18 protein-coding genes and 1 pseudogene are annotated in these 20941 nt (G+C 63.7%); 10 read left to right on the forward strand and 9 right to left on the reverse strand.

Translation table 11 applies throughout. From position 1 onward, the window contains the following. Positions 1-141: 141 nt before the first annotated feature. The gene (locus CKW39_RS06170; RefSeq protein WP_254049297.1) at positions 142-2514 is read left to right on the forward strand and encodes an AAA family ATPase; all 2373 of its coding nucleotides are present in this window, start codon (positions 142-144) and stop codon (positions 2512-2514) included. Between the two features lie 13 nt (positions 2515-2527). On the opposite strand, the gene CKW39_RS06175 is transcribed toward CKW39_RS06170, so the two are convergent. The 5 genes from CKW39_RS06175 to CKW39_RS06195 form a co-directional block, all read right to left on the reverse strand. Beyond that, a complete protein-coding gene (locus CKW39_RS06175; protein ID WP_095797261.1) occupies positions 2528-2773 on the reverse strand; it encodes a plasmid stabilization protein in 246 nt (81 codons plus the stop codon). A 112-nt stretch (positions 2774-2885) separates the two neighbouring features. Beyond that, on the reverse strand, positions 2886-3296 hold the full coding sequence (locus CKW39_RS06180; RefSeq protein ID WP_143469943.1) for a BRCT domain-containing protein: 411 nt from the start codon (positions 3294-3296) through the stop codon (positions 2886-2888). A gap of 17 nt (positions 3297-3313) precedes the next feature. After that, positions 3314-4018, reverse strand: a complete 705-nt coding sequence (locus CKW39_RS06185) for a 3'-5' exonuclease (RefSeq protein ID WP_095797263.1) — start codon at positions 4016-4018, stop codon at positions 3314-3316. Between the two features lie 10 nt (positions 4019-4028). Then, positions 4029-5408: an IS1380 family transposase gene (locus tag CKW39_RS06190; protein ID WP_095797264.1), complete on the reverse strand. Its 1380-nt coding sequence runs from the start codon at positions 5406-5408 to the stop codon at positions 4029-4031. Between the two features lie 232 nt (positions 5409-5640). After that, positions 5641-6324, reverse strand: a complete 684-nt coding sequence (locus CKW39_RS06195; protein WP_005053946.1) for a Crp/Fnr family transcriptional regulator — start codon at positions 6322-6324, stop codon at positions 5641-5643. Positions 6325-6488: 164 nt separating this feature from the next. On the opposite strand from CKW39_RS06195, the gene CKW39_RS06200 reads away from it, so the two are divergent. From CKW39_RS06200 to CKW39_RS06215, 4 genes are all read left to right on the forward strand, one after another. Further along, complete coding sequence (locus tag CKW39_RS06200) at positions 6489-6722, forward strand: heavy-metal-associated domain-containing protein (RefSeq protein ID WP_005053944.1); 234 nt, start codon at positions 6489-6491, stop codon at positions 6720-6722. 91 nt (positions 6723-6813) lie between these two features. Next, positions 6814-8814, forward strand: coding sequence for a cation-translocating P-type ATPase (locus tag CKW39_RS06205; protein WP_095797265.1), 2001 nt, complete (start codon positions 6814-6816; stop codon positions 8812-8814). 123 nt (positions 8815-8937) lie between these two features. After that, entirely contained in the window at positions 8938-9363 is a 426-nt protein-coding gene (locus CKW39_RS06210) for a cupin domain-containing protein (RefSeq protein WP_005053940.1), read from the forward strand. Between the two features lie 63 nt (positions 9364-9426). After that, a complete protein-coding gene (locus CKW39_RS06215) occupies positions 9427-10332 on the forward strand; it encodes an NADP-dependent oxidoreductase (protein ID WP_005053937.1) in 906 nt (301 codons plus the stop codon). A gap of 523 nt (positions 10333-10855) precedes the next feature. On the opposite strand, the pseudogene CKW39_RS06220 reads toward CKW39_RS06215, so the two are convergent. The 3 genes and pseudogenes from CKW39_RS06220 to CKW39_RS06230 form a co-directional block, all read right to left on the reverse strand. Continuing rightward, positions 10856-12237 (reverse strand): annotated as a pseudogene (locus CKW39_RS06220) (IS1380 family transposase). Positions 12238-12295: 58 nt separating this feature from the next. After that, complete coding sequence (locus CKW39_RS06225) at positions 12296-12604, reverse strand: 3'-5' exonuclease (protein ID WP_095797266.1); 309 nt, start codon at positions 12602-12604, stop codon at positions 12296-12298. 142 nt (positions 12605-12746) lie between these two features. Further along, positions 12747-14189: an amino acid permease gene (locus CKW39_RS06230; protein WP_095797267.1), complete on the reverse strand. Its 1443-nt coding sequence runs from the start codon at positions 14187-14189 to the stop codon at positions 12747-12749. 254 nt (positions 14190-14443) lie between these two features. Between CKW39_RS06230 and CKW39_RS06235 the strand changes: the two genes are divergently transcribed. Continuing rightward, the gene (locus CKW39_RS06235) at positions 14444-16006 is read left to right on the forward strand and encodes an AbgT family transporter (RefSeq protein WP_095797268.1); all 1563 of its coding nucleotides are present in this window, start codon (positions 14444-14446) and stop codon (positions 16004-16006) included. Between the two features lie 642 nt (positions 16007-16648). Next, positions 16649-17686, forward strand: a complete 1038-nt coding sequence (locus CKW39_RS06240) for an RES domain-containing protein (protein ID WP_095797269.1) — start codon at positions 16649-16651, stop codon at positions 17684-17686. A 148-nt stretch (positions 17687-17834) separates the two neighbouring features. Here the strand turns inward: CKW39_RS06240 and CKW39_RS15275 are convergent, their stop codons facing one another. Next, entirely contained in the window at positions 17835-18329 is a 495-nt protein-coding gene (locus CKW39_RS15275) for a hypothetical protein (protein WP_143469944.1), read from the reverse strand. A gap of 137 nt (positions 18330-18466) precedes the next feature. Between CKW39_RS15275 and CKW39_RS15600 the strand changes: the two genes are divergently transcribed. From CKW39_RS15600 to CKW39_RS06255, 3 genes are all read left to right on the forward strand, one after another. After that, a complete protein-coding gene (locus CKW39_RS15600) occupies positions 18467-18775 on the forward strand; it encodes an IS3 family transposase (protein WP_016998279.1) in 309 nt (102 codons plus the stop codon). After that, a complete protein-coding gene (locus tag CKW39_RS15605; RefSeq protein WP_216823151.1) occupies positions 18772-19203 on the forward strand; it encodes a hypothetical protein in 432 nt (143 codons plus the stop codon). The genes CKW39_RS15600 and CKW39_RS15605 overlap by 4 nt, the downstream gene beginning before the upstream one ends. A gap of 403 nt (positions 19204-19606) precedes the next feature. Next, positions 19607-20830: an IS30 family transposase gene (locus CKW39_RS06255; protein ID WP_371514611.1), complete on the forward strand. Its 1224-nt coding sequence runs from the start codon at positions 19607-19609 to the stop codon at positions 20828-20830. Positions 20831-20941: the final 111 nt, after the last annotated feature.

Below are 20941 nucleotides of genomic sequence, written 5' to 3' on the forward strand. Positions count from 1 at the left end.
TAGGATGTGTCGGATAGATCGCCGCTCTACTAGTCAGCCTAATTTAGTCCGGTGACAGACCTATCGCAGCGGCTGAGCCGCGGGGACCGGTAAGGTCGCCCGTGCAATCTGATGTGAAAACCCCGGAAAGGACACGCTCTGGTGCACATAGCCGAATCCTCCGGGCTGGTCTTCACTGACGAGTTTCAGGAAGCCCTACAGCGGCTGCACCACGGCGAAAACGTGTTCCTCACGGGTAAGGCGGGCACCGGTAAGTCCACGCTGATCCGGGAGTTCATGGCCCACACCCGGCGCAATGTTGTGGTCGTGGCGCCCACGGGAATTGCCGCGCTCAACGTGGAGGGCTACACGATCCACCGCTTGCTCTCGCTCTATCCGGGCATGACGCCGGAGCAGGTGCGCACCGGGAAGTACTTCCCCGGCAGATTCGCCAAGACGCTGCGGGAACTGCACACGCTCATCGTGGATGAGGCATCCATGGTCCGGGCCGACCTGTTCGATTGCCTGGTTGCCGCGTTGGAGCGTTTCGGTCCCAAGCCCGGTCGGAAGTACGGCGGGGTACAGCTGGTGCTGGTGGGGGATCTGTATCAACTCCCGCCCGTGGTCACCGACTACGAACGCGAGCACTTCTCCACCCGCTACAAGACTCCGTACTTTTTCTCCGCGGACACCTACCACCCGGATGATTTCGCCACGGTGGAACTGAGCACGGTGTTCCGTCAGATCGGGGACAACCGCCTGGTCGACATCCTCAACGCCGTGCGCGAGGGCAGCCTGCTCGAGGAGGCCCGCCGCGAACTCAACGCCCGCACCGACCCGGAATTCACCCCGCCCATCGACGAGTTCTGGCTGACGCTGACCACCACCAATCGCATGGCCACGTCCCGTAACCGCATGATGCTCGAGCAGCTCGAGGACGAGCCGGTCCATCACGCGGCCATCCTCACCGGTGACCTGGATGGTTTCGAGATTCCCGTGGACAAGGAGCTCGTGTTCAAGCGCGGTGCGCAGGTCATGATGCTCACCAACGATCCCGGTGACCGCTGGGTCAACGGCACGATCGCCAAGGTGGCGGATTACTTCTGGGAGGACGGCGAGCTCATTGCTTTCGTCGAACTTCCCAACGGCGATGTCGTGAAGGTCGAGCCCAACCTGTGGGAGGTGACGCGGCCCGTCGTCGAGCACGGAACGCTCCGCCACGACGTGATCGGTACGTACACCCAGCTGCCGTTCCGCCTCGCGTGGGCCATCACGATCCACAAGAGTCAGGGGCAGACCCTCGACAACGTGGTGGTCGACCTGACCGGCGGCACGTTCGCGGACGGTCAGTTGTACGTTGCGCTGAGCCGCTGCACATCCTTCGAGGGACTCGTGCTGCGCCGCAACGTTTTGCCCCGCGACCTCAAGGTCGATCAGCGGATCCGCCGATTCTTGCGCTCCGGTTCCCACGCGGCGCAGCCGACCAAGGGCAGCGTGTACTTGGGCATCTGCAGCGTGGGAGACGAGGGCGACCGCTGGCGCCCCCGCCCCGTGGAGATCGCCCTGGTCACCGACGACGGCCTGGAACTCAGCACCCTCGTCAATCCCACCCGCGACATGGGCGACGCCCGCACCGCGTACGGCATCACTGCAGGTCAAGTGCAGCTCGCCCCCCTCCTCACGGACGCGTGGGCCGCGCTCGCTCCGCACCTGGCCGGCCGGGTGCCTGCGGGTATCAACCTCGACCGACAACTCGGGCACCTCGATTACGAACTCAAACGCACCGGTTACGTCACGCACATGCCCATGGGGTACGACGTCGCCGCAACGCGACTTTCCACCCACCAGCGCCGCGCGCTCGAAGCGCCGACGGCGGTGGAGCGAGCGCGTGCCGTGCAAGATCTGGTCGCCGGACAGGATCTGTCGGAGGCCATAGCGGACGCGTTTCCTGAGGCTCAGGATCGTTCCGGGTACCTGATGCCTCGGCCCGCCGAGACAACGGAATTCACCGTGCGGTGCAGTGCGGGTGCCGCGGAGACCCCGGGTGCGGTTTTGGCCGAGAAATTGCGTGAGGCCGGTGAGCGCGGGCGGTTCTCTGCCGAGAGCCTGGCGGTTGTGCGTGCGGTGGAGGAGCAAACCGGGGAGCAAATTCTGGACGAGTCAGCTGGCTCAACTCAGGACATCGACTCGGTGCTGGTTGCCGGCGCTCGCATTTGCTTCACCGGCACCGTGATCGGTGCCGATGGGCGAGAGGTCTATCGGGAGGATCTGGAAGATATGGCTGCAGAACGGGGTCTGCAGCCGGTCGTCAACGTGACCAAGACCCGCTGCGATGTCCTGGTCACCGCCGAGGACGGTTCGCAGTCCAATAAGGCCAAGAATGCGGCGAAGTGGGGTAAGCCGGTGTTCACGGCCCGGGAGTTCATGGGGTGGTGGCGGGGTGAATCCGGCAGACAGGATGGCTCGCAAGGTGATGTCGAAAGTGTCACGGTCACCATCACGGAGAGTTCGATTCCCGCCAGCGCTGGTAACTGATCAGAAACACCAGTCAGGAAAAGTCCGCGGCTCGTGCTTCCTCAGTGGGACGATCAGGAAGATCGAATCCACCCGACACGGCGAATGATTCATGGATGCGTGTTCCCAGGCCCTGAGTTGCGCAACCCGGTGATTCAGCCACGGACTCCGACAGGATTGCTCGGATTTCCGCTTCCAAGGATCGGCCGTGAAAAGTTGCGCGGCGTTGGAGCGCAGCAATGACCCGGGCATCAAGGTTTCGGATGATCACGGTAGTCATGTCGCCTCCTCATGCATGCATTGCATGCTCAAGGCTAGTCCGATCAGCCAGTCCGGAGAAGGCGTAATTCCCGGAATTCAGCCCGGGAATCTCCTCCTGTGATGGCTAATCATCAAACATTGACTCGGGTCAGCAAGTGACTCCACACGTACTCCTCGCCCACAACAGGAATTCCGTAATCACGAGCCTTTCGTGCCTTACCTGAGAGGGAGTCCGGATCGGCAGCAACGAGGAGATCCAGCTTCTTGCTCACGCCTGATTTAACGACGAACCCAGCCTCAACAAGCTCTTCGGCTATCTGAGGACGCGGTTTGGACATGTCGCCCGTGAGGCAAATTGATGACCCCGGCCCGAATGAAGGCTTTGATGAGGGTGATGTTTCCTGAACAACAGGTCTGGTGGTGATGCCACTGTCGATTTTCTCTCGGGAGACGGAGAGCAATTGACCGACTGCGCGGAGGTCTTCTTCCTCGCTATCCGTGATCACACCGTCATCCCACGCTGCCGCGAGTAACTGGTCCATGTACGAATCGTGCAAGGTCACAACTCTTGATCGGCCCACCCCAGTTCATTAGCCAGAGCAACGAGGGCATCTTGTTCATGAAGGGACAAGTGACGATCCAGGAGCGCCCGGTCAAGCAGGCCAAGGTAGTCAATTTCAGCCGCCGTTTCACCCGCTTCGGGAATGTGCTGAACGATGCGTTCAAGGAAGTGAGTTTCTTGAGGTGCGTCGCTCCTACTTCTCAAACGGCAAATGGTTCGAGCTGCTGGCTCGGTAACGGTCCACTGGAGTGACTGACTTGCCTCGAAGATACGAGTCCACTTTTCGGCGTTGGTCTCGGTCCTCATATATGCCGCAAGTAGCTGCGCTGTTGCCTCCGCATCATCTCCGGCGCTGTGCGCGTGGGGAATCGTAATGTCGAAAGCTGCGCAGCAGTCGGCCAAGTTTCTGTTGTTGCCTGGCAAGTACACGGAAGCTTCTTGCATGGTGCACAGGCCGTACTCGAAAAACTCAAGGGGGAACTGTGTTCCGGCGCGATGCCACTCGGCGGTCAGGAAGCCCGCGTCGAAGCGTAAGTTGTGCGCAACCGGAACAGTTCCACTCAGCCTGGATCCGCCGAGCCGGTTTCTGGAGCGGATTGAGCGGTGCTCGTGGATGGCCTGACTGTCGGTGCTGACGGGGGGCGCGCGGTACCTGCCGGTCTGCCCGGCTTTTCCACTTTCGGTCCCTTCTCGTCGGGACAGGGCTTGCTGGTCAGGTGGCGGCTGTCAGTTGGCCGCTGGCGGTCTCGAAGAGCTCATCCCAGGCCTGCTGCCAGGGCCAGTTGCGCGGTAGGTGCAGCAGCCAGGTGCGGGCACGGTTGGCGATGCGGGCTGGGACGGCGATGAGCTGAGCGCGGATGGTGGCCATGCGGGCTTTGGCGTGGAAGCGCGAGGCCAGCACCCCGGCTGCGCGGGTGAGGTTGAAGGCGATCGCTGCCAGGACGGTCCAGGCGCTGTTGGCGGTGAACACTGCCGAGGGCATGTGGGCCAGCGGACCGTTCTTCAGGTCGGCGATGACCTGCTCGATGATGGCGTGGTCACGGTGAGCGGCCTCTGCCTGGAGCATCGACAGCGGGGAGTCGGTGAACACGGCGTGATGACGGTAGACGTTGAACATCTCGCCCTGGCCCTGGGGCACCGACCGCGGGTTGAGTCGCTTGACGCGGCGCACGATCAGCCGGGCGCTGGTGTGGTCGTCCTTCTTACGAGAGGTGAAGGCGGTGTAGTGGATCTCGGCCACGTCGGCGTCGGAGACCCAGCGCTGCTCGTCCTCGTCCCAGATGGCCTCGGGGTACTTGATTCCCACCCACGCCTCCTCGGGGATGCGGGAGATGGCGGCGACCACGGCCGCGTCCATGCGCGCGGTGATGGAGAAGTGCGCGCCACCGCGGCGGACCGCGGCTACGACATCGTGTTGGTAGAAGGCGCTGTCGGCGCGCACCGTGACCATGCCCCCGGCCCCTGCCCTGCGAGCCGCGGCCAGGGCCTCGGCGATCATCTTGCCCGCCCCGCGCGGTGACTTCACCGAGCCCTTGCGCAGCCGGATGCCGGCGATCACCGGCGCCGCCGTGGGCGTCGACAACGTGGCCACCAGCGCGTTGAGGCCCTTGACGCCGCTGTAGCCGTATCCCGCGCCCTGCTTGGCGTAGCCGTGAGTCTCGCGGATTGTGTCGTCGAGATCGACGTAGGCCATCTCATCGACGCCGGACACCAGCGCAGGCACCCGAGCGGCCAGCGCGGCCAGCAGCCGAGAAGCGATCGCGTCCAGTTGGCGAACGTGCCCGAACTTATAGCCGCGCAGGTGCGTGCCCAGCGTCGTGGGAGCCCGCAACTCGCTGAACGCCCGGCCCATCCCGCCGTGGCGGACCAGGTCCATGTCGCTGATGCTGTCGGCCCCGGCCACCATCCCGCCGACCAGCGCACCGACCTTCACCTGCGCGTTTGCACCGGCGCTGCCGGCCAGGGTGATGTGCGCATCGACCAGGTCCGACAGCCCCGCCGACTCGGCCAGCAGCATCACCGGCACCAGCCCACCGGCAGCGATCAGATTGTCATCATCGAACTCAGCGGAGAAGCTGTGGGAAACTCGCACTACCGGTGCTCCTGTAACTCAGCGGTCTGGGACTCTCAGCAAGTCCATTCTCGCTGGTCACAGGAGCATTCGGCTCTCACGACCCGCCCCTCAGCCCGATCCGGCCGGCGGATCCAGGTTCAATGACGGCGACCGCGACCACCCGTACCTTTAGCCGTCGGAATTCGATCCTCCTGGCGCGACCCGTGATCGACGTATCGATGCGTCTCGGATGCATCCTGACGGTACCGGGCTATCGGGGTGTGGCGACGTGTTCGAGTGCATCAATGTCGAGGATGGAGACGTCTCGGCGTCCGTGGAGTTCGATGATGCCGGAGGTGGAGAGCGCGGCGAGGCGTCGGCTCAGGGTTTCGGGCGTGGTTCCGAGGTAGGCGGCGATGTCTTGTTTCGCCATCGGCAGCCTCACCGTGGGTACGCCTGCTCGCATGCTGCCGGGCAGATCTAGCAGGTAGGCCGCCACGCGGGCGTTGACGTCGCTGGAGGTGACGGCGCCCAGCAGTCGCTCGACTGAGGTGAGCCGGTCGGAGAGTGTCCGCAGCATCCGCTGACTGATGTCGGGGTAGTCGCGGAGCAGGGCCGAGAGGTCGGCGTGGTCGAAGACGCACATCCGACTGTCTTCTAGCGCGACGACGAGGTCGACCGGGCGGTGGCCCGTCAGGAAGGCCCGTTCTCCCACGACATCACCGTCTGTCACCGTTCGCAGAATCTGTTCCTGACCATTGGCCGCCGTGTGGCTGACCTTGAGCTGTCCGCTGTGCATCACCAGCAGACGCGACACCGACTGTCCGGGGGAACAAACAATATCCCCCTTGTGGACGCACACCGGGCGAACGAAGTCGGCGACGTGCAGCTGCTCCTGGCGCGTCAGTCCTTGGAAGATCGGTACGCGAGCTACGCACAGGTCATCCTCAGACATGCCTCAAGCCTACCGGAATCGGCGCGGGCGCCACCGTCCCAGATGCCCCAGGGGGCGCCTCGTACGGTGCCGTCCGGACTTGACCTGGGTCAAGGAGTTCGCAGTGGCGCGAACCTATCGTGAAGGTGTCAATACGGAACACCACCAAGAAAGGGATTCTCACAATGACTACCTCCACCGCCACCCACACCCTTTTGAGGGCCGAGGGATTCTCCTGCCCGTCCTGCGTGGCGAAGATCGAAAAGCAGGTCGGCCGCCTCAAGGGTGTCGAGAACGTGAAGGTCCATTTCGCCTCATCCCGCATCGAGATCGACCACGACGCCGAGCGCGTCTCCGTGGATGACCTCGTGACTGCCGTGGCGAAGGCCGGCTATAAGGCCACTCCTTCAGCCTTCTGAGGCACGCGGGCCCCTGTGGGGTCGCACATTTTTCGCTCATACCCGATCTGCCGGTCCGCTGGCACTCATCGCAGAAAGGTCGTACCCGAAAGTGAACAGGCTCCAGAAATGGGTCTATGGGAACTGGTCGGTCCCCGTCGTGTCCGGCGTACTCATCATCATCTCCTTCGCCGTTCAACGGCTGGCCGAGGGTGCGGCCAACCTCACCATCAGCCCCCAGTGGTGGCTCGATGCCGGCGCCCACGCCACCCATGCCACCGCGGTCTTCACCCTCGCGGATGCCTTCATGGTCGCCGCCGCCGTGGTCGCCGGCTACAGGATCGCGGTAAAGGCCGTTCGCGCGCTGATCGCCAAGGTCATCGGCATCGACCTGCTGGTGTCGGTCGCGGCCATCGGCGCGGTCATCATCGGCAACTTCTGGGAGGCCGCGGCGGTCACGTTCCTATTCGCCATCGGACACGCTCTGGAAGCGGCGACCCTGAACAAGACCCGCTCGGCCCTGGCCGAGCTGGTCGCCGTCGCCCCGGATTCCGCCGTCGTTGTGCGCGATGGTGAACAACAGGAGATCCCTGCCGGACAGGTGAGAATGGGCGAGATCGTCCTGGTCAAGAACGGCTCGAAGGTCCCCGTGGACGGCCAGGTCGTCTCCGGCACCGGCGCCCTCGACGAAGCCTCCATCACCGGCGAATCGATCCCGGTGGAGAAATCCAAAGGTGACCAGGTGTTCGCCGGCACTGTCTCCCGCGGCGGCTTCCTGCAAGTGCTGGCCACCGGCATCGGCGCGGATACCACCCTGGCCCGCATCATCCACCGGGTGGAGGAGGCCCAGGACGCCAAGGCCCGCACCCAGGCCTTCATGGACCGCTTCTCCCGCTGGTACACCCCCGCCGTCATGGCGCTGGCACTGGCGGCCGGACTGATCGCTGGTGATGTGGTCCTGGCGTTGACCCTGCTGGTCATCGGCTGCCCCGGCGCCCTGGTGATCTCCATTCCGGTCGCGATCGTGGCAGGCATCGGCCGGGCTGCCCGTAATGGCATCCTGATCAAGGGCGGCGAGTTCCTGGAGACCTCGGCCAAGATCTCGGCGGTCGCCGTGGACAAGACCGGCACCCTCACCGAGGGCCAACCTGTCCTCACCGATGTCGTGGTCCTGGATTCCGCACGGGACCGTGCCGACGTGCTGCGCTGGGCCGCGGCCGCCGAGGCCGGGTCGGAGCACCCGCTGGCCCGTCCCATCCTTCAGACGGCGCGCGATGAGGGGGTGGCCCCCGATAGGGTCCCCGGCACCGTCACCCCGGTCCCCGGTATGGGCATCGCGTCCGACGTTGCCGGCCAACGGGTGCTCATCGGCAACCCGCCGCTGCTGGACCAGTACGGCGTTCCCGACGACGGCAGCGCCGCTCGGGCGGCGGAAACGCTGGCCTCCGATGGAAAGACGCCGATGATCGTGGCCGTCGACGACCAGGTGATCGGCGTCGTCGCCGTCGCCGACCAAATCCGCCAGGATGCCCCCGAGATGGTCGCCCGGCTCCACCGAGCCGGGGTCGAGAAGGTTGTCATGCTCACCGGTGACACCCGACTGGTGGCCGAGGCCGTCGGGAAGGGCACCGGGATCGACGAGATCCACGCCTCCCTGCTCCCCGAAGACAAGCTGGACGTGGTCGCACAGTTGCAACGCCAGGGCCACACGATTGCCATGGTCGGGGACGGCGTCAACGACGCCCCAGCTTTGGCCACCGCGAACATCGGCGTGGCGATGGGCGCGGCCGGTTCGGCCGTGGCCGTGGAGACCGCGGACATCGCCCTGATGGGTGACAACCTGCTCAAACTGCCGGAGGCCATCGGTCTAGCCAAGCGGACTGTGTCCGTGATGCGGCAGAACATCGCGATCGCCCTGATCACCGTGGTGCTGCTGCTGGCCGGTGTTTTCGCCGGCGGGGTGACCATGTCCGTCGGCATGCTCGTCCACGAAGCCTCCGTACTGGTCGTCATCATCAACGCAATGCGACTGCTACGGAAGACCCGCGGTTCGACCACGACGCCACCGGCCGAGAGGACCACGGAGAAAGGGGCACAGCAGGTAACCGCCTGACATCCAAATCCGCACCGGGGCCCTGGGGCCCGCACGCCTCCGGGTCATCCCGAGGACGCGATAAGCACGAAAACTCAGACAGCGACATAGAGACAGCCATACAGGAAGCAGAGGAGATCAGCCATGACCGAGAAGAGCTTCACCCTTGGAGACAACGTCGAGCACTTCACCATCGCGGACGTCGCGAGGGACAACCCGGACTTCCGGAAGGTGCTGTGGACCGGCGAACACGCCCAGATCGTCGTCATGACCATCCCGCCCGGTGGCGAGATCGGGGACGAGGTCCACGAACACACCGACCAGATCCTGACCTTTGTCTCCGGTACCGGCGAGGCGGACCTCAACGGCCACACCCACCCCATCGAGGCAGGCGACCAGTGCGCGGTTCCTGCCGGCGCCCAGCACAACTTCCGCAACACCGGCGAGGAGTCGCTGGTGCTCTACACCGTTTACAGCCCGCCGGAACACGCTATCGGTGTCGCCTTCGCCACAAAGGGCGAAGCCGACGCTGCCGAGGCCGCCGGCCGAGACGAACCACCGCGGCACTGAACAACACCGTCCTGGCGAACCCACTGCGACGCCAAATCCAACCACTGAGAGAGAGTCCATCCCATGTCCAAGGTCTACGTGTTCAACGACTACGGCGGGCCCGAGACCCAGGAGCTGATCGACCGGTCTGTTCCAGTGCCCGGGACCGCAGAGCTGGCCATCGAGGTACGGGCCGCCGGAGTGAACCCCGCCGACTGGAAGATCCGCGAGGGCCAGCTGGGCCATCACTGGAGCCTGCCGGCGCCGATGGGACGTGAGGCCGCCGGCGTGGTCACCCAGCTCGGCGACGGGATCGATGACTTCGCCGTGGGCGACGAAGTGCTCGGGCTGGTGGCACCCGGGCACGGTGGGCTGGCCGAGCACACAGTGTTGCGCGCGTCCACGACCGTGGCCAAGCCCGAGGAGATCTCCTTCACCGACGCCGCCACCATCCCGGTAGCCGCGGCCACGGCCTATGACGCCACCCACCAGATCGAACTCGAAGCGGGCCAGACCCTGCTGCTATTGGGCGCTGGCGGTGGGGTGGGACTGATGGCCGCACAGATCGGCCGGGTGCACGAGTTCAGGGTCATCGGTGTGGCCAGCGCAGCCAAGCGGGGCCTGGTCCAGTCCACCGGTGCCATCTTCGTCGAATCCGGTCCGAACCTGCCCGAACGGGTGCGCGAGATCGCCCCCGACGGGGCAGATCTGATTGTCGACCTCGTCGGTGGGGACGCGCTGCGCGCCGTCGCGGACCTGGTGCCCGACCGGACCCGGATCATCTCAGCGGCTGATCCGGACACCGCCGCCGAGCTGGGCGGCCTGGCCCTGGCACGCACGAATGAGGCTATGGGGAAGATCACCGAGGTGATCCAATACGGGCTCGTCGATCCGCACGTGGACGCCCAGTTCGGCCTGGATGAAGCAGGCCAGGCGATTGCCGCAGTCGAAACCGGACATGCCGCCGGAAAGATCGTCGTAGTGCCCTGAGGCGAGCCCACCGAGGCCGGACGGGGCGCGGTGAGCACGCGTTTTTCATTCGGGGCGGGCACGCTCCACTGCATTGCTCCTGAACAGGGGCTCAGCTCGACGTGCCCGGATGAGCCGAGAGGGTGGGGAGGGTCCCGATGTCGATCGTACCGCGATATGTGCTGGAGACGCGCGCTCCGCAGCCGCGTGCGGGTGCATGTGTCGGCATCGGTGCGGTCACCGCTGGCGGCGTTGCTTCCATCACCTTCGCCACGGTCGCACTCGCTGCTGTACTGCTCTGTGGATGCAGCCAGCAAGGCGCACGTCTGCTGAACGTGCATGGACCGGGCGACGCCTCGGCTCCGGGTCATCCACAGACCGTCGCAACGACTGAGCCTGGATACGCCGAGCGGGTCTTTGGAGTGCATTGAGGGGTGCTCGGGGAGGAGATTGTCGGTCGGTGCTCGTGAAGGGCGTGCGTGATCTGCCGGTCTGCCCGGCCTTTCCACTTTCGCTTTCCTTCTCGTCGGGACAGGGCGGTTGGTCAAGCCGCCGCTGGTAGTGGGGCGCTGGCGGCGTCGAAGAGCGCGGCCCAGGCTTGCTGCCAGGGCCAGTTCCTGGGCATGTGCATCAGCCAGGAGCGGGCGCGGTTGGCGATGCGGGCGGGCACGTTGATGAGCTGGGCGCGGATCGTGGCGGTGCGGGCCTTGGCGTGGAACCTCGAGGCGAGCACTCCGGCGGCGCGGGTGAGGTTGAAGGCGATGGCGGCCAGCACCGCCCAGGCGCTGTTCGCGGTGAACACCCCCGAGGGGCAGTGGGCCAGCGGCCCGTCCTTCAGGTCGGAGATGACCTGTTCGATGATGGCGTGGTCGCGGTGCGCGGACTCCGCGGCGAGCATCGACAGCGGGGAGTCGGTGAAGATCGCGTGGTGGCGGTAGGCGGCCAGCAGCTCGCCCTGCTCGGCGGTGGCCGAGGCTGGGTTCAGTCGCTTGACCCGGCGCACGATGAGCCGGGCAGCCACGTGGTCGGCCTTCTTGCGGGAGGTGAAGGCGGTGTAGGGGATCTCGGCGACCTGCGCGTCGGAGATCCACCGCTGCTCGTCCTCGTCCCAGATCGCCTCGGGATACTTGATCCCCACCCACTCCTGCTCCCCGATGCGGGAGATCGCGGCGACCACGCCGGCGTCCATCCGGGCGGTGATGGAAAAGTGCGCCTTGCCGCGGCGGACCGCGGCGATGACGTCGTGCTGGTAGAACGCGCTGTCGGCGCGCACCGTGATCAGCCCGCCCGCTCCGGCTCTGCGGGCCGCGGCCATAGCGCCTGGGCGATCATCTTGCCCGCACCGCGCGGGGACTTCACCGAGCCTCGACGCAGCCGCATCCCGGCGATCACCGGCGCCGCCGTGGGCGTGGACAGCGTGGAGACCAGCGCGTTGAGTCCCTTGACGCCGCTGTAGCCATAACCCGCGCCCTGCTTGGCATACCCGTGGGTCTGGCGGATCGTGTCGTCGATGTCCAGGTAGGCCACCTCATCGGCCCCACCCACCAGTCCCGGCACTCGTGCCGCCAGCGCGGTCAGCAGCCGGGAGGCGATCGCGTCCAGCTGGCGCACGTGGCCGAACCTGTACCCGCGCAGGTGAGTGCCCAGCGACGTGGGCGCCCGGTGCTCGGTGAACGCCCGGCCCATGCCGCCGTGGCGAAGCAGGTCCATGTCGCTGATGCTGTCCGCGCCGGCGACCATCCCGGCCACCAGCGCCGCGACCTTCACCGGCGCGTTCGCGCCGGCGCTGCCGGCGACGGTGACGTACTCCTGGACCAGATCCGACAGACCGGCAGATTCGGCCAGCAGCATCACCGGTACCAACCCGCCGGTGGCGATCAGGTTGTCGTCATCGAACTCGGCGGAGAAGTTGTGGGAAACTCGCACTACCGGTGCTCCTGTTGCTCAGCGCGTTTGGGACTCTCGACAAGTCCATTCTCGCTGGTCACAGGAGCATTCGGCTCTCACGACCCGCCACCCACAAGGACCTGACCGGCGGATCCAGGCTCAGACGCCAGGCAATTTCATCCGCGACATCTTTGAAAGTCGGTGCCGAGAGGACATCGGCCGCGCGAATCCCGTGCAACGATTGTTTTCCCAGATCGCGTTGCGGATTGATCAGGGTTTCCCAACGCTCGATGACCTCCCCCTCGGGGCTCAAGGTCACAATGGCAATCTCGGCAACTCGATCGTGACCGGTGGACCATAAGCCAGTGGTTTCAGTGTCGATGACTGAGTAGTTCACTTGAGACATGGGGGAGTCCTTAGCAATCGTGGGGGCGATTAATGAGGACTATATAACTCTGCTCTGAAGAAGGTTATGAGGAAGCAGACGAGCTCGGCGCCGTCTTGAATGGGCCACCGAGCTCGTCTGTAACGACAGCGTTGGGCAGTGCCTACCGCACGGCACCCGCGCTGGAACCGGCGCCGGCGGGTTCGGTGGGGAGAGCGGCGTCGTCGGGAAGAACCGTGCGCTGGCGACCCTTGCCCTTGACGAACGTGAAGAACACGCCGGTCATGATGACCAGCCACGCGAGGCCCACGATCAGGGCGATGCGAGTGTCCGGGGTGAAGGCGAGTAGCACGATCACGAACGCCATGAAGGCCAACGCAAGGTACGTGCTCACGCGACCGCCGGGCAACGGGTAGGAGCTACGCGGGGCACCGGCGCGGGCACGTTCGCGGGACATGCCCAGGTGGGAGAGCAGGATCATGATCCAGACCCACACCGTGGCGAACGTGGCCAGGGACGCGATGATCAAGAAGACGTTCTCCGGGATCACGGCGTTGAGGATCACGCCGATCACCAGGACGCCCGCCATCAGTGCAACCGTGAGGGTTGGAACGCCGGTGCGGCCCACGTGGGTGAAGGCGCGGGGTGCGTGACCCTGCTGGGCCAGACCGTAGACCATGCGACCGGAACCGAAGATGTCCGAGTTGATGGCGGAGATCGCCGCCGTGATGATCACCGCATTGAGGATGTGAGCGGCGTAGGAGATACCCAGGGACTCGAAAATCTGCACGAAGGGGCTGACCTCGCCGGTGACCTCGTTCCAGGGGAACAGGCACATCAGCACGAAGAGCGTGAGCACGTAGAAGAGCAGGATGCGCACGGGAACCGTGTTGATCGCGGCGGGGATGGTCTTGGCGGGGATCTTGGCCTCGCCGGCGGTGATGCCGATGGTCTCGATGCCACCGAACGCGAACATCACCACCGAGAACGAGAGCAACAGGCCCGCAAAACCGTTGGGGAACAGGCCGCCGTGGTCGACCAGGTTGTGGAGTCCGGGCGGCGTGCTGGACGGGACGGAGAAACCGAAGATGAGGATCGCAAAACCGCCCACGATCATCAGAATGATGGCGGTGACCTTCACGATGGTCAGCCAGAACTCCAGCTCGCCGAACACCTTGACGTTGAGCAGGTTGAGGCCGGTGATGAGCAGAACGATGGCCAGCACCCAGATCCATTGGGGAGTGTCCGGGAACCAGAACTGCATGTAGATGCCAAAGGCCGTGACGTCCGCGAGGGCCACGATGGCCATCTCGAACACGAACGTCCATCCCGTGATGAAACCGGCGAGCGGGCCCAAGTAACGTCCCGCGTACTGACCGAACGAACCGGTCACCGGGTGCAGCACGGCCATCTCACCCAGGGCGCGCATGACCAGGAACACCACCGCACCACCGATCATGTACGCGAACAGTACGGCGGGGCCGGCGGCCTGGATCGCGGAGGCGGAACCGTAGAACAGACCGGTTCCGATAGCCGAACCCAGCGCCATGAAGCGCACGTGGCGCACGGTCAGACCGCGCTTGAGGGCAGCGGGAAATTCGCTCACGGGAGTACCTTCAGTAGGTGATTCTGCTCAGGCTTTGCTCAGAAAATCATGCAGTTCGGCACGAAAGCCTTTAGGAGATTACACCCCTTACCGCGCACCCATTAATCCGGAGTGGACAGTGCGGCGCTGAGGCGCGCACGCCGTAATTCTTATACGCACAAGCGCGCCACGGCCCGTCATCACTGGTGGGTGGGCAACCGCCGGGTACTTTAACCGACAACCGATCGTGACCGCCTCAAGAAACGGGACGAGCCATGTCTTCCTCATCACAGCCTGCCGAGACGCACAAGAAACAGAAGAACGGCGACGGCGCACTCCTGAGAGTGCTCAACTGGATCGAATGGGTGGGCAACAAACTGCCGGATCCGTTCTGGTTGTTCTTCATCCTGGCCGGCGTGGTGCTGGTGCTGAGCTGGGTCCTGGGCACCATGGGGTTAAGCGCGGTCAACCCGGCCACGGACGAGACCATCCAGGTCACCAGCCTGCTCTCCCCGGAAGGCTTGCGCCAGATCGTCTCCGAAGCGGTCATCAACTTTGTGGAGTTCCCACCGCTGGGCCTGGTGGTCGTGATCCTCTTGGGCGTCGCGGTAGCCGAGGAATCCGGGATGCTTTCGGCCGCGTTGCGTGGTTCGGTCTCGCGCGTGGGCCCCAAGTGGCTGACCTTCGTGCTCGCACTGACCGGCATCACCGGCTCCATCGCGGCGGACGCCATGTATGTGGTGCTCATCCCACTCGGTGCGCTCGCCTTCAAGGCCGCCGGGCGCTCGCCGGTGGTCGGTTTGATCGTCGCGTTCTGCTCGGTTGCGGCGGGCTTCAACGCGTCGCTCTTGCCGACGGCGTCGGACGCCTTGCTCGCGGGCATTTCGACAGCGGCCGCGGGCCTGATCGACCCCAATGCGATTGTCACTCCCATCTCCAACTACTTCTTCAACATCGTCTCGGCCCTGGTGCTGGCGGGCATCATCACGGTGGTCACGGAAACCGTGATTGCCAAGCGCGGCCAAGCGATCGAGGAGGACACGGACACCAAGGAGCAGGACATGGGCTCCTTCTCCGACATGAAGCTCAAGCCCCGCGAGAAGCGCGGTTTGCGCAACGCGGGCATCGCCTTCGCGGTGATGATGGCGATCTACCTGGCCTTGCTCCTCACTCCCGGTTCTCCGCTGCGCGCCGAGGATGGCACCATCCTGATGTCCCCGTTGTTGCTCAACGTCGGCATCGTGATTGCCGTGATGTTCGCGGTCATGGGTTGGGTTTACGGCCGTGCCGCTGGGACCATGACGCGCGCTCGCCAGATTCCGGAGGCCATGTCCAAGGGCATCGTGTCCGTGGCACCCGTTCTGGTGTTGTTCTTTGCCGCCGCGCAGTTCACCGCGTACTTCGAATGGTCGGGGATCGGACCGGTGCTGGCCGTATACGGAGCGGACTTCATTGGCGGACTGGGGCTGCACCCGGTGATCATGTTTGCGGGTGTGGTGGCCATCGTGGCGGTCATGAACCTGCTGATCACTTCCGGCTCGGCCCAGTGGACGCTGCTCGCGCCCGTGATGGTGCCCATGCTCATGCTGTTGGATGTCTCTCCGGAGACCACACAGGCCCTGTTCCGGATCGGTGATTCACCCACCAACGTGCTCAGTCCGGTGAGCCCCTACTTCGCGCTGGTGCTCGGTTACTTGCGGCGCTACCAAAAGGACGCCGGCGTGGGCACCTTGATCTCATTGGTGCTGCCGCTGTCGATCGCCATGCTCGTGGGCTGGTTCCTGTTGTTCGTCGGTTGGTATCTGCTCGGACTGCCGCTGGGGCCCCAGGACCTGTAACCGTTGCGCGTGACGGTTGTGTATTTGCCCTGATCAAAGCGGATGTGTGCGTCTCAATGTGCCCCAAAGAGCCCACACGCTTATGGGTGTCGGAGGTCTCTGGCAATGTCTGGTATTCAGGAAACATTCAGTAAATGTGAGAGACCCAGCTTATCTTTCGGCGGCAATCAACTCTTGGTTGTCAAGATACTGACCCGGGCCTACTGTGGCCGTCTGCATCGGCGGCAATGACAAGTGCATGCATTAATGAATTATCTTTTCCAGGGGGATCGACTACATGCGGAATGGTCACCAGCTGCCAGGCCAGCCGCACGATTTCGGTCTGTAGCCAGCGGGTTTCAGCGGCATCATAGTGGGAATCCACTCGGTCTTGGGAGGCAGTGGATGTTGCCCAGCTCACGGTCGGTAGCGTCTCACTCCATCATGAGAATTGATCGTTGCCAATTTTGTTGGGCCTTTGAAAACCTTGCTTTCGGATTACCCAGCAACTTCAGATTGTGGAGCACTAGCCAGCAGATCGCCTGCATATGAACGTGACACCTCAGGGACCACTGGTCAGGGAGGGCCTCTCGTGTTGACTCGAAGGTCACGTGCAGACGCAGAGTTCCTTAAGTAGCTGAGCAAGACCGTAGACTTATTTACATGGACGAAGACGCTCGACAAATCTCCATGGACGGGCAACCTCCCCCCATGAGCGATGCCGAATTCACTTCTGTTGTCAAGAAAACAGGCAATTCCGCCTTGTTCGGAGATTGGTACTTCAGGCGCGAAGGGGCCTTAAGCGACTCGGTAGAAGCAGGGTTTGACGGTCGCGTCTCCGTCGACCTGTCTGCCTATCTGGACGCATTTCCTCAGGGTGAAATCGAAACCCGTATCAAGACACTCAAGAAATCTCTCCCGCAGGCTCGCGATGTCAAGACTGTCAGAGAATTAATTACGGACACACTTACCCCGCGTGGATGGTCCTCCCTGGTGCGGCCGTTCTCCACGATGCACATTCCGGCCTGGAGTACGTATTTATACCGGGTGCGCCCCGGACTCCACGGTCCTGAAGAGGTTAGAACCGTAGGCGACATTTGGACCCCTCCCGCGGGCACCTCACCCGGTCGTGTCAACCGGAGGGGCCAACCCATCCTCTATACCTCAGCGCAGTACCCCTCTGTCGCCTACCAGGAATCGAGGGCGCAGATTGGGGAGATTGTCGCCCTCAGCTGTTTCGCCATCGCTGAGAGTATTGATTTGCTCAACCTTGACGACATGGATCCGCACTGGAACTTGAGTACCGGCCAACAACGCAAGTGGCGGCAGCTCGCACAGTTCTACCGGTGGGCCTTTCGAGACTCAGGAACTGATCCTGATAGTCCGCAGTACCTTGTACCCCAAGTGCTTGCATTGGACTTTAACATGATCATCCCGCCGCTCGTTGGGTCCGCCTACCGATCAGTCATCATTAACCACTCTGATGCGATCAATGTGGCCTTGAATGACGAACAAGCAATGAACCGTTTACGGCTGGTGGCCACAACTGTTTGGCAGATTGGTAAACCCATGAGCATGCATCTTGCCTCCTTGATGCCGAAATACCCCAGCCTCGCTCGAGACACCCCGCTGGTCCCAGGGCGCTTTACATGGCCTTCAGGTCCTGGAGTCACACAGAGGTCCTACCGGCGCCGTACGTGACTTGAAACTAGTCTTTACGCACAAGGAGCCTGCCATTGAAATTGTCCGCGACTTCAGTTGTCTTTCCGGACTGAAGATCCCATGACCCGAGTGGTGTACCCGAGCAGGCCGAAGCTTTCACGTTTACCACGTGCGGTGCCATCCCGGTTCAATGTCCGAGTAGTTCTTGGGCTTTCTCGGGAGCCCCTGAAAACAACGTGGCACCTGCGCCGCAGCCTGGCATTGACTTGCATCCCGCAGCGAATGTCCCCCGTAGTTCCTCGATGGCATGTCTCCCCCAAGTGAGCATGTCGAAGGCCCGGTCTTCAGGAAGGTGGCTACCCTGCAGCGACGCGCTTCCCGCAATCTCATGGGTGTAAAGGTGGCGGTTGAAGATGCTAGGAGCCCAGCCAAGGCCATGGGCGTAGCCCGAACAAAGTTGCCATTTTTGGTGGAAGTTTGTTCCTCGTGCAGCATCCACACTTTTCAGGTGGCTTGTTCTGTCGAGACGCGCTGTGACTGCTGTCCTTTTGATCCCCAGAGCAACAGCAGCCGTTGCGATCTGATCACAAGCTTCTCGATAGCTTTGGGCGCCCTGGGTGCTCTCTTGAGCTAGCCAATCTGGCAGGTTCGACGTTTGCGTCATGCCCTCAAAGAACTTCATGACGTTGAAAGCAGAGTCATGGGCGACTCGGAGTGCGCGCTGCTGGCGACCTTGACGTTTGGTTCCTGGGGACTGCCGCACGGATAGGTGACATCTGAGATGGCTTGCCTGTGGGGTGGGTCTGGAAGGATGTTGCTGTGCCAAAGCCCTACCCAAGCGAGTTCCGTGACGACGTCGTGCGCGTCGCGAGGAACCGCGAGCCTGGAGTGACGATCGAGCAGATCGCGAATGACTTCGGTGTTCACCCGATGACGCTGCAGAAGTGGCTGCGTCGCGCCGACATCGACGAGGGCGCCAAGCCCGGAGCGACCAGGACTGAGGCGGCCGAGCTGCGCGAGGCGCGCAAACGGATCCGGCTTCTCGAGCAGGAGAACGAGGTCCTCCGCCGTGCGGCGGCGTATCTGTCGCAGGCGAACTTGCCGGGAAAAGGTTCTACCCGCTCGTGACAGAGCTCGCCGCCGCAGGGATCCCTGTGACGGTGACGTGTCGGGTGCTCAAGCTCTCCCGCCAGCCCTACTACCGGTGGCTGGCCAACCCCATCACCACCAGCGAGGTCGCGGAGGCGTATCGCGCGAACGCGCTGTTCGACGCGCACCAGGACGACCCCGAGTTCGGGCACCGCCTGCTCGCCGACGAGGCCCGCGACCACGGTGAGGCAATGGCGGATCGGACCGCATGGCGGATCGCATCAACCAACGGCTGGTTCAGCGCGTTCGGGAAGCCCAAGCGCAGCAAGGCCCATCGCCCCGGGCCGCCCGTCCATGACGACCTCTGTGCCGTCAATGACGAGCACGGCCGGACGCGACACATGTTCACGGCCGAAGCACCGAACCAGCTGTGGCTGACGGACATTACCGAACACTCCACCGCTTGAGTTCCAGCCATCGTCGCAACACTCTGATCGAGAGGTGCGTGCGATGGTTATTCGGCCGAGGGGTAGAGAGAATGTGCAGTACAAGGCGAAGGAGCGGGACGAGTTCTTCCGTCGGCTTGATCGTGGCGGCACGATCCGTGCTGTCGCGGCTGAGCTGGGGCTGAGCGTTGAGTCGTGTTACCGGTGGCGAAATGAGGCTGGCGTATCGACTTCCCGTGCGAAGAGCCGGGTCTATACGGCTGAGGACAAGGCCGAGTTCTTCCGCCTGCTGGCGTCGACGGGGAACGTGTCGAAGGTCGCGAAAGAGCTCGGGTTCGTGCGGGTCACTTGCTACAAGTGGGCGCATCAGGCGGGGATCTTCACGGGGAAGGACACCCGCGCTCAACGAGCACGGTTTGAGCGGTTGCGTGCCGACGGTGTCAGTCGGGCGGATGCTGCGAGACGGGTCGGCGTGGACAAGCGCTCTGCGCAAGATTGGGACAAGGGCATCAAGCAGATAACGGGCGGACGCGTTCACCCCGACGGTCGTGTAGTTCGCTACCGTCAGGCGGCGATACTGGCGAATGTGAAGAGCCCGCGTGATGCCTATACGAGAGGCGCCCCGGTTGATCTGGCGCGTCTTGAGACTGTTATCGATTCTCGCTACCTGAGTTTGATCGAACGAGAGCGTATTCACGATCTACGCAGCCGCGGGGACTCGATAAGGTCGATCGGGCGTGCGCTGGGGCGGAGCGCGTCGACGATCAGCCGGGAGATCGCCCGCAACACGGCCACGACAGTCGGCTATCTTCCTTACGCGGCGCACCGGATCGCGGCGGCGCGCCGGCCGAGGCGACGTGCATGCAAACTCGAATCTGCTGGCGATTTGCGCGCCTATGTGGCAGCGAAGTTGCGTAAACGATGGTCACCAGAGCAGATCAGTCACCGGCTCGTGAAAGACTTCCCGGACGATCAAGGGATGCGGGTGAGCACCGAAACGATCTACCAGGCGATTTACGTCCAAGGACGCGGCGCTCTGAAACGCGAGATCGCCGCGTCGATGAGGCGCGGGCGGACAACACGAAAACCACGGCGCGATCCAGCGAAGAGAACCAGTCGCTTCGTGGACCCTATGGTCTCCATCGCTGAGCGACCCGCGGAAGCTGAGGATCGTGCAATCCCTGGGCATTGGGAAGGGGACCTCATCGTCGGCACGATGGGACGATCAGCAATCGGAACACTCGTCGAGCGATCAAGCCGCTTCGTTACCCTCGTGCACCTTGAACATGACCACACGGCCGAGACCGTGCGCGATGGCCTCATCACCACCGTCGCTGATTTGCCAGCAGCGCTACGCCGCTCGCTGACCTGGGACCAGGGCACCGAGATGTCGGGGCATGTGGGGTTCCAGACCGCCACCGATATGGCGGTGTACTTCTGTGATCCGGGCAGCCCCTGGCAGCGCGGCAGCAACGAGAACACGAACGGCCTCCTACGCCAGTACTTCCCGAAGGGCACCGATCTCTCCCGCCACACGCCCGCAGAATTGCGACGCGTCGCAGAGGACCTCAACGAACGTCCACGCAAGACGCTCGACTGGGACACTCCAGCCGAACGACTCCATGCTTTACTGGCCCTTCACAGATGAGCATGGGTAGCCGGGTGCGTGGGGGCGTTTCGGAGCGCGTGTTGTGGGGTCTGGGTAGAGGTCGAGGCCTCCAGGATGGGTAGCGACCAAGCAACCTGATCCATAAAGGCC

The sequence above is a fragment of the Kocuria sp. WRN011 genome (genome assembly GCF_002295155.1).
Taxonomy (GTDB): Bacteria; Actinomycetota; Actinomycetes; order Actinomycetales; family Micrococcaceae; genus Kocuria; species Kocuria carniphila.